At 41.9% G+C, this 9,105-nt stretch carries 7 protein-coding genes; 5 read left to right on the forward strand and 2 right to left on the reverse strand.

The window, feature by feature from the left end; translation table 11 throughout:
• Nucleotides 1-7: 7 nt before the first annotated feature.
• From AB4232_RS15645 to AB4232_RS15655, 3 genes are all read left to right on the forward strand, one after another.
• On the forward strand, nt 8-736 hold the full coding sequence (locus AB4232_RS15645) for an amino acid ABC transporter ATP-binding protein (protein WP_372087480.1): 729 nt from the start codon (nt 8-10) through the stop codon (nt 734-736).
• Between the two features lie 313 nt (nt 737-1,049).
• Nucleotides 1,050-1,715, forward strand: coding sequence for a Bax inhibitor-1/YccA family protein (locus tag AB4232_RS15650; protein WP_012603870.1), 666 nt, complete (start codon nt 1,050-1,052; stop codon nt 1,713-1,715).
• A gap of 159 nt (nt 1,716-1,874) precedes the next feature.
• A complete protein-coding gene (locus tag AB4232_RS15655) occupies nt 1,875-2,204 on the forward strand; it encodes a TusE/DsrC/DsvC family sulfur relay protein (RefSeq protein WP_029225525.1) in 330 nt (109 codons plus the stop codon).
• A 54-nt stretch (nt 2,205-2,258) separates the two neighbouring features.
• On the opposite strand, the gene yccX is transcribed toward AB4232_RS15655, so the two are convergent.
• On the reverse strand, nt 2,259-2,546 hold the full coding sequence (gene yccX / locus AB4232_RS15660) for an acylphosphatase (protein WP_009846636.1): 288 nt from the start codon (nt 2,544-2,546) through the stop codon (nt 2,259-2,261).
• Nucleotides 2,547-2,634: 88 nt separating this feature from the next.
• Here yccX and AB4232_RS15665 point away from each other — a divergent pair, with 88 nt between their 5' ends.
• Nucleotides 2,635-4,038 (forward strand): methyl-accepting chemotaxis protein, encoded by a 1,404-nt coding sequence (locus tag AB4232_RS15665; protein ID WP_135382187.1) that lies wholly within the window; start codon nt 2,635-2,637, stop codon nt 4,036-4,038.
• Nucleotides 4,039-4,167: 129 nt separating this feature from the next.
• The gene (locus AB4232_RS15670) at nt 4,168-5,361 is read left to right on the forward strand and encodes a class I SAM-dependent methyltransferase (RefSeq protein ID WP_009846634.1); all 1,194 of its coding nucleotides are present in this window, start codon (nt 4,168-4,170) and stop codon (nt 5,359-5,361) included.
• Between the two features lie 94 nt (nt 5,362-5,455).
• Here the strand turns inward: AB4232_RS15670 and AB4232_RS15675 are convergent.
• Nucleotides 5,456-9,105, reverse strand: a 3,650-nt coding sequence (locus AB4232_RS15675) for a VWA domain-containing protein (RefSeq protein WP_372087479.1), incomplete at its 5' end; no start/stop codon positions are given.

Consider the following 9,105-nt stretch of genomic DNA (forward strand, 5'->3'; position numbering starts at 1 on the left):
CAGTCTTATGATCGAGTTAAAAGACATGAACAAATGGTACGGCGAATTCCACGTACTTAAAAACATCAATCTAGAGGTTAAGAAAGGCGAAAAAATCGTTATCTGTGGCCCTTCTGGCTCAGGAAAATCAACGATGATCCGTTGTATCAACCGATTGGAAGAACACCAAAAGGGTCATATCTTCGTTTCAGGTAATGAACTGACGGAAGACCTAAAAAACATTGAAGCCGTGCGCCGAGATGTTGGTATGTGTTTTCAACACTTCAACTTGTTTCCACATCTGACGGTATTAGAGAACTGTACTCTAGCCCCTATTTGGGTCAAAAAGATGCCGAAAGAGGAAGCCGAAGCCATCGCGATGAAATTCCTTGAGCGTGTAAAAATCCCTGAACAAGCGGATAAATTCCCAGGCCAACTGTCTGGTGGACAACAGCAACGTGTGGCAATTGCTCGTTCTTTGTGTATGAACCCTCAGGTTATGCTATTTGATGAACCAACATCAGCACTCGACCCTGAGATGGTGCGTGAGGTACTCGATGTAATGGTCGAACTAGCAGAAGAAGGCATGACGATGTTGTGTGTAACGCACGAGATGGGCTTTGCTAAAGAGGTCGCGGATCGCGTTATCTTTATGGATGCCGGTGAAATCATAGAAGAGAACAACCCTGTCGACTTCTTTGAAAACCCACAATCGGATAGGACGCAGAACTTCTTGAGCCAAATCTTGCACCATTAATGTGTTATGATGCATAAACAAAAGAGGCGGCTTAGGTCGCCTCTTTATTTTTCGATGTTCTTTTTATTTTTCGATGTTATCGTTCGTTTTCCAAAGGTTATAAATCATTAGCCAGTAACTATAAAAGTTTGAACATCGAGTGTTAGCGACACTTTATCGTCATTAGAAATACTTTGTTACACCTTCAGAAACACTTAACCGACTATTTTGATTATTATTTTAGGTATACAAGAGGAATGAAAGACTTGATTTTTCGAACTTTCAGCCCCATAAATGTACTAATAACTATTGAAGTCACCTTACGAGGAAGATTATGAACAGCCCTATGTTTTCACGCACAGCATCTCAAGAAAGTGCTCTGCAAACCAATAAAGTGTTGCGTAACACCTACGCACTACTGTCTATGACACTACTTTGGTCTGCTGTAGTAGCAGGCGTATCTATGGCGATGAACCTTCCTCGCCCTGGTCTTATCATTATGCTAGTTGGTTTCTACGGCCTTCTATTCCTAACAGAAAAGAACCGTGACAACAGCATGGGTCTAGTCTTCACATTCCTATTTACAGGTTTCTTAGGCTACACCATCGGTCCAATCTTAAACATGTACGTTGGTGCAGGCATGGGTGATGTCATCCTAACTGCACTTGGCGGTACTGCACTGGCATTTATGGCTGCATCTGCTTACGCCCTAACAACTAAACGTGACCTTTCATTCCTTAACGGTATGCTAATGGCTGGTTTCGTTGTTCTGCTAGTCGGCATGGTTGCAAACATCTTCCTACAAATGCCACTACTATCACTGGCAATGAGCGGTATGTTTATCCTATTCTCGACTGGTGTAATCTTGCTAACAACGCAAAGCATCATTCGTGGTGGTGAAACGAACTACATCTCTGCAACGATTAGCTTGTATGTTTCTATCTACAACATCTTCATCAGCCTACTAAGCATCTTAGGCATTATGGGTAACGACGACTAATCGCTTCCATCACTGAATCATATCTAGCCCAAGAGCCTATCTCTTGGGCTTTTTTTATCCATAAGTGCAATATTTTTTGAGATAGCTACAATTTCTGTTGAGAAAGATAAACTTGGTCATGTACTCTATCCGGATAGTTAATTGGACTCTGGATTAAACATGTTTGAATATAACGGCAAGCAAATCGAAACCGACGCTCAAGGTTATCTGTTGGATTACACTCAATGGGAAGAAGGTATGATTGAAATTCTTGCTCAAGATGAGGAAATTGAACTTACTGATGCACACTTAGAAGTCGTACATTTTGTAAGAAGCTTTTACGAAGAGTTCAACACCTCACCAGCGGTTCGCATGCTCGTGAAAGCAATGGAAAAAGCTCACGGTCCAGAAAAAGGCAACAGTAAGTACCTTTTCAAATTATTCAAAAAAGGCCCTGCCAAACAAGCAACCAAGCTCGCCGGTTTACCTAAACCAGCAAAATGCTTGTAGAACTAAAATAGCGCTAGGTTGATCTCAACGTAAAAAGTTAAATACTGTAGTGTCCTACAGTATTTTAAACTCCCCTACACGTACGTCCTGCCGCTCATGATCTTTAACTTGATGCATGACGACATTGTCTACTGTTGCGCTCGGTGGTCCAAGATTAAGCCAAGCGTGTAACTTCTCAAGTTTCAGCACCTCTCCGACCGCTAACACTTCAACTCGACCATCATTTAGGTTCTTTGCATAGCCGGAAATGCCCAAATCCTGCGCCTGCCTACTGGTGTGATAACGAAATCCAACACACTGAACTACGCCTGACACGACAAAAATATACTGCAGAGTATCCATAACGTTGCCTCATAAATTATATGGATGATATAGTTGCGATTCTATTCATTCACCATTTATTGGTGGGCTTACTTCGAGTATTACAATTATGAAAGAAATCCCGTTTCGTTGGATTGACAAATATCTCATTCACCTAAAAATCCAAGAAAAGTTCTATCTACTATTCTTATTACCTCTTATCGCCCTGGTTATACTGACTTTAGTTTTAGATAGCGCTGCGGACTCTTTACTTGCTCACCTTTATCAGGATGAATTGCTCCTGATGAAAGGTCTGATTGAAGCTGGACAACTCACCAAAGATCAGGTCGCTCAACTCGTTAGCAATTCTGACACCATCTCTTTAGGATATGGCGCAGGATCTGTTTCTGTCATGAATGGCGCCTTCAGTTTAGTCGCAAGCCATGACCAAAACTTATGGTCAGCTCTGTCTACTACTCAGGTATCGATTATTGCAGTAACTCTCACGCTGATAGCTCTGGGGGTTTACTACATCATGACTTTCATTGGTGGTGCTATGTTCTCGATGAACAAAGCACTCAGCACACTTGCGAGTGGCGATTTAACTTGTCGCATGAACTACTTTTTAGTTCGCGATGAGTTCAGTGAAATTGCTATTACTATCGATAAGGTAGCCGAGCGTGAACAAAACATGGTTCTCTCAATCCAAGAGTCCGTTGCTCTCATGCAGCAAATCAGCTCGGATTTGAACCAATCAACGCAACAAAGCTCAGATATCTCAAGTAATCAACAAGAGCACTTGAATAGCCTCGCCAGCGCAACTGAACAAATGGCAGCAACGATTCGCGAAGTCGCTACCCTTGCCCATGATTCAAGCACTCAAACAATGGACGCTCGTGGTGTCGCACAAAGTGGTCAAGTTAAGGTTTCTAATACTTTGGAATCGATCTCTAGCTTATCCCAAGAGATTCAATCGGCTTCGCAAGCAGTAGAAGAACTCGATGCTAATGCAGCGCAGATCGATGAAGTAGTCGCAACCATCAATGGTATCTCTGAACAAACTAACCTGTTAGCGCTAAACGCTGCGATTGAAGCTGCTCGAGCTGGAGAGCAAGGCCGTGGTTTTGCAGTTGTTGCTGATGAAGTTCGCGCTCTTGCCGGACGAACTCAACAAGCGACAGTTGAAATCCAGAGCATGATCGAGTCGTTACAGCGTAACAGTCAATCATTAACAAAACTGATGGAAGTGACAGTAAACAATGCCAATGAAGGCCAAACACTGATGTCGGAAGTGAACGTTGAGATCGGTTCTTTAGCTGAGAAAAACCAGTCTATTTCTGATAGTAGTACGCAAATTGCTACTGCTGCAGAAGAGCAAGGTGTCGTTGCGGATAACATTGCACAAAGTGTTGAAGAGATTCGTCATCAATCAGACGGCATCTGCGAGATGATCAGTAAGAGTAACTCTAACGTTGACCAACTTCGTAAGCAGAGCGATACGATGGAAGGTTTGCTGACAGGTCTTAAAGCTTAATACTGACATCTAACCACCATCTAATGATGGTTCAATACAAGGGCTGCTTTTGCAGCCCTTTCTTATTTGCTTTTCCCTTGTACTTCCCCGACAATACCCCTCCTTCAAATTCAACAAACAGAGTAAATTATGACTCCTTCAATTCATCTAGCTAAAGGCCGAGATAAATCACTACGCCGTAAACACCCTTGGGTATTTTCACGCGGTATCGATAAGGTCGAAGGCGAACCACAACAAGGTGAAACTGTAGACGTATATGCTCAGAATGGTCAATGGCTAGCAAAAGCGGCTTACTCACCAGAATCTCAAATTCGAGCTCGTGTTTGGACATTTGAAAAAGAAGAAATTAACAAAGCGTTCTTCGTAAAACGAATTCAAGACGCGCAATCACTGCGTGAAGACATCATTGAGCGTGATGGTTTAACTGGCTACCGCCTTACCGCTGCAGAGTCTGATGGACTGCCAGGTATCACTATCGACAAATATCAAGACTACCTAGTTTGCCAACTACTAAGTGCGGGCGCTGAATTCAATAAGAGCGTATTGGTTGAAGCTTTAATTGAATGCTTCCCAGACTGTAATATTTACGAGCGTTCAGACGTAGCAGTTCGTAAAAAAGAAGGCCTAGAGCAAGTTGTTGGTGTACTTCACGGTGAAGAGCCACCAAAATCTATCGTCATTGAAGAAAACGGCGTCAAAATCAGCGTAAACATCATGGAAGGCCACAAAACTGGCTTCTACATGGACCAACGTGATAGCCGTAAAGAGTCAATGAAGTATGTTAAAGGCAAAGATGTGCTTAACTGTTTCTCATACACTGGCGGCTTTGGTCTTTACGCACTGAAAGGTGACGCAAAACGTGTAATCAACGCAGATGTGTCTCAATTAGCTCTTGATACAGCTAAGTTCAACGCTGAACTCAATGAATTTGATATCTCGAAAAAGCGTGCTGTATTCCTAAACGCAGACGTATTTAAACTACTTCGTGAATACCGAGATCAAGGCACTAAGTTTGACGTCGTGATCATGGACCCACCAAAGTTCGTTTCAAGCAAAAACAACCTAACATCAGGTGCTAACGGCTACAAAGATGTAAACATGCTTGCAATGCAAATCCTAAATCCTGGTGGCACTCTACTCACCTACTCTTGCTCTGGCTTGATGGGCACTGATTTATTCCAAAAAATCATCGCTGACGCTGCTCTAGACGCTGGCAGAACAGTAAAATTTGTCGAGCGCTTCGAGCAAGCAGCCGATCACCTTACAGACACCGCCTACCCAGAAGGTTTCTATCTGAAAGGTTTTGCCTGTAAAGTGTTGTAACCGAAGCGTGTTATAACTTCAATGTAAGGTCTTCTTCAGCGCGATTACTTTACTAAATTAAGATATAAAAAAAGGGCCTTTCGGCCCTTTTTGTTTAGTTATCGTAAATTTTCAATATATCGTTTAATAGTCCACTCACATCTGAAATTGAACCGTTAGTGATATAACTATCAAATTGTTCAGCGCTATCTTGCAATATGATCTCCTGAGTTTTTCCACCATCTGTCACAGTCAACTTAAGATCTGCCGTTGACATATTATCTGCACCTTCAAGAGAAATACCAATCTTACTGCTTTGAAGTAGGCTATTAATACTGTCAGAAGAATCTGTATGGAGTAGATCGGAAATATCTATTTTATCATCACCCTTAGTAAAGTCTGTAATTGTGTCTTTCTCACCATGACGAACACCAGAACCTTGGTCGACAAACTTGAAGATATCATCATCACTACCGCCGGTTAAAATATCGTTACCAATACCACCGATAAGAATATCATCGCCAGATCCGCCTTTAAGTGTATCGTGACCCGTACCGCCTCGAAGACCATCGTTACCTTCACCGCCATCAATGACGTCATCGCCTGACCCGCCGAATATAACGTCTGAGCCACCTTCTCCGTAGATATAGTCACTACCGCCGCCACCATGAGCAACATCCAAGTTTGCTGTACTGTTATTAGTAGCAGCTATCTCACTATCTTCACCTTGGTTAGGGTTAAGTATTACGTTCGAATCGCGACCTTGAGTGAAAACATCTTTAATATAAGTGTTTATCGCATCTTGGTTAGACGCTTGCCCAGTATTTTGGTCCAAGACAGCATGACTATCACCAAGATAAATCACATCATCGCCCTGGCCAGTCCAAACAGCATCGCCAGCATCACCAACATTGATTGAAACACCTTTGTTGATATCAACATTGTCTACAATCTTGTTGTAACCCGCTTGTCCATTGGTTACTGCAGGTGATCCTATCCAACTCAAATTATCATGAAGAACTTTAACAGAATCGATCATCTTGCCTGTAGACGACACATCTACGCTGCCTTTTGAACCCATTACATCAAATGAAATATGACTGCTACTTGTATCACCATCACCATCTTTTAATGTGTAATCGAAGTCTACGGTTTCAGGTCTAGCTTGTGGTTTGCCACCAAATTTGTACGAACCCGTATCCATATCGATACTCAAAGTGTACTTGCCATCGACCGTAACTTTTAACTCGTTTGTTGATTCATTTTTGGTAAAGCTGATCTTAGAGTTCTGTCCTGTAGAACTGATAGTTGAACCATCAAAATTAAAAGTTACGCCATCAATAACTAACTGACTAACATAACCACCATCAGCGCCAAAGCCACCATTAGTTACCAATGAACCATTAACGGTTTGAATTATTGGCTGGGTCAATATATCTGTTAGTTGGCTCGACGAATCAATAACTATCGCTGAAGAGTCTGTTCCCGTCAGACCATCGTGAGAAACCAAATCAATTTGGCCTTTGTCAAGATAACCTCCAGTTATACCTATAGCTTGAGAAGTAATACCATTATCATCTAAATGTTTAGTCCAAGTTTTGGCTTCCCAATAATCTATCCTATCATCTTGGTTTGGAATTCCATCAGTAATAAAGTAACTGACGTTATTCGCATCAGGGAGCTTACTATCTTCGTCATGGTCCCATGAAGTACGGGCTTTACGTAAAGCATCATCATAATCAGTATTATTCTTAGGTTTTAGCTTATTGATTTCTGTAATAGCTTCACTAACAGAGAACCAAGATTTACTACCGTCATGTATGAGTTTAGCGTTGCCGGTAAATGTCACTATTTGGACTTTTACATCGCCAAGCGTGTCATATTGCTGGAGCATCTTAGCAAGAGACTCTTTTAAAATAGCTAAACGAGTCTTACCAGCAACGCCAGAATCGTAGCCCATAGAGCCAGACACGTCGATTACCAACTGAATATTCGTATCTGATTTTGTTTCTGGGGTAACTGGCACATCAATAGCTGTTGCAACAGGCTGATCATCTTCAATCGAAACCGTAATTTGCCCCCCTGAACTCTTAAGCCCCGAAGTGTCTTTAGCAATGACCGGGATCTGAATGACTAGATTGTCTTCGCCATTAGTATTGGGGTGATCTACCGGAGCTTTCAATTGTATGTCGTAGTGACCATTTCTATCCAATGTTGCTTCAATAACAACTTTTCCGTTAGCAGTACCAGTAAGTGCATGACCATCAGGCGATACCGCCCAATCAATAGTATGCCCTTCTGATGTCAAAGGCTGACCGGTCGATGTTGTAATGTTGATTGAGCTTGTTTCACTAAACACAGTGTCAGACAAGTTGTTATTAGCGTCAGTAATAACAAGATTACCTTGTATAGAGTGACCATCCGTAGAGTCAGTAGGTAACCCAATAGTATCAGTGATACCACCGTTTAGGCCTTCTTCTGAAACGCTAACTGATTGGTTTTTGATTACAGGTGCAACTTCATTATCGAGTATAAAACCTGTGCCAGTGTCTCTGCCAATAGTAATCGTATAATTTTCAGTATTTTCTACAAGAACGTCATCTAATGTCGGAACGATAACTTTAAAGTAATATACGCCTTTAGGCACGACAATAGATTGTCCATCGGCGCTCAATGTGACGCCATTAGTAAACGAAATGTCTGATTTTTTAACGTCACTACTATTAGGGAGGTTTATTGAGTATGTTACGTCTACATCAGAAGAACCAGTAAGTAAAACGCTATACTCTAAGGTCCCACCCTCAATTACCGAACGAGCATTGGCAACATTTACAGTTGGTTTATCAGCAGCGTCTTCGTTTATAGAACCCGACGCGCTAACACCGTGCTGACCGTGATTAATGATTACATCCTTACTAGCATCTGTTGAAGATTGGAAAGGTATCTCACTCAACTTAATCCCAAAGTCTTCAGATGTTTCGAAACGGTTGTCATTTATTGTATCTACATTAACTTTGAAATCCGTAACTTTCGCAGGAAGCGTGAATGTACCATCCACTTCATTTACCGGAATAGTCTTAATCACTCCGCCAGAAACATAAGTGACTGTAACCCCAGAAAACGGCTTACTACTGTCTGCGGCTAAATCCTCAAGGTTTGCTTTACCAACGCCATTAGAAAATTCAAACTCGACTTTCATCTCAATCGACGCTTCAGACACCTTCGATAGTTGCCCATCAAATACGGCCGTGCTTCCTTCATCAACAGCATTAGCATTCGTCAATGTAAGCGTAGGGTTATCTGTATGATCTAACTTGATTGTACCCTGACCTTTCAGATCAGAATTAGCTTCATCAATACTTGACGTTCCGCCGACCTGAGATTTTGTATCTACAATGTGTAGTCCAAAACGTTCAGTCCATTCAAATTTATCGTCTTGCACGGTTTGAACAGTTACACGAAGCTCAGTTCTTCCTGCCGGAATTTCTACATAACCGTTAACGACGTTAGCAACTTGGAATACACCGTTAGCATCTTTGTATTCGTAAGTTAGGCTATTGGTATCAATATCATCAAATTCGGTATCGTAACCATTCGTTATCGCTTGAAATTTAACATACTGTTTTTCAGACGAAGCTTCATTTAATGTAACTTTGAATGATGCCTTATCTCCTTCATCGACAGGCGCAGCATCGTGGACTTTGATAGTTACGTCGTGATCAATGATGGTGGCCGAGTTACTTTGAGCGCCCACGGTTAACGTGA

This window comes from Vibrio sp. 10N.286.46.A8, from assembly GCF_041470165.1.
Taxonomy (GTDB): Bacteria; Pseudomonadota; Gammaproteobacteria; order Enterobacterales; family Vibrionaceae; genus Vibrio; species Vibrio tasmaniensis_A.

Excerpts from the sequence above, each read along its gene's own strand:
- AB4232_RS15645 (WP_372087480.1), top strand. The coding sequence starts at position 8 with ATGATCGAGTTAAAAGACATGAACAAATGGTACGGCGAATTCCACGTA.
- AB4232_RS15650 (WP_012603870.1), top strand. The coding sequence starts at position 1,050 with ATGAACAGCCCTATGTTTTCACGCACAGCATCTCAAGAAAGTGCTCTG.
- AB4232_RS15655 (WP_029225525.1), top strand. The coding sequence starts at position 1,875 with ATGTTTGAATATAACGGCAAGCAAATCGAAACCGACGCTCAAGGTTAT.
- yccX (WP_009846636.1), bottom strand. The coding sequence starts at position 2,546 with ATGGATACTCTGCAGTATATTTTTGTCGTGTCAGGCGTAGTTCAGTGT.
- AB4232_RS15665 (WP_135382187.1), top strand. The coding sequence starts at position 2,635 with ATGAAAGAAATCCCGTTTCGTTGGATTGACAAATATCTCATTCACCTA.
- AB4232_RS15670 (WP_009846634.1), top strand. The coding sequence starts at position 4,168 with ATGACTCCTTCAATTCATCTAGCTAAAGGCCGAGATAAATCACTACGC.